This is a genomic window from Methylobacterium sp. WL18 (assembly GCF_008040015.1).
GTDB lineage: Bacteria > Pseudomonadota > Alphaproteobacteria > Rhizobiales > Beijerinckiaceae > Methylobacterium > Methylobacterium mesophilicum.
The window spans coordinates 1-600 of record NZ_VRVD01001240.1 but is presented as its reverse complement, the minus strand read 5'-3'; the positions used below and the strand labels follow the sequence as shown (position 1 = coordinate 600).

The 600-nt window shown below is 75.3% G+C and carries 1 protein-coding gene; it reads right to left on the bottom strand.

The genetic code is table 11. The features are described from left to right. Positions 1-600: hypothetical protein (locus tag FV228_RS32080; RefSeq protein WP_147858001.1), on the bottom strand; the 600-nt coding region annotated here is incomplete at both ends.

The window sequence follows — 600 nt, the reverse complement described above, 5'->3', positions numbered from 1 at the left end:
ACACGGTGAGCCGGGCCTCGGCCGCCGCCGCGAAGGCGGCCGCCTGGGCGGAGAGCGGGCCGAAGCCGACCTGCAGGACCCGCAGGGCGCGCTCCTTCGGCAGGTGTCCGCGGCTCGCCTCGATCAGGCCGGCGACCACGTCGGCCGTGTGGCGGGCGGTGGCCGAGCGCATGACGAAGGCGTCGATGGCGCCCTGAGGCAGGGCCGGGGCCTCGGTCAGCTTGCCCGCGAGCAGGCGATCGACCATGGCGCCGACATCGGCGATCAGCACCAGTTCGGCGGAGAGATCCGGATGGTCGCCCGCGATCCAACGCATGATCTCGTCGGGAGCCGGCAGCGCCGAGCCGTCTTCGCCCAGGGTCCAGTTCTGGCCGGCACGCTCGGCCAGGCCGCTGCTCTCCAGGGCGTAGAGCGCGTTCAGCACCCAAGGGCGCAGGGCCTCGGGCACGCGCCGGTCGGCGACCGAGACGGTCCCACCCTCGGCCAGCCCGGAGGCGAGGCGATAGGCCAGCGAGGTCGCCCAGCCCTCCAGCAGGAGGTGGCCCGGCGACAGGGCGGCGTCGGCCGGCCCCTTCGCCTCGGCGGTGAGCGGACGCAGGC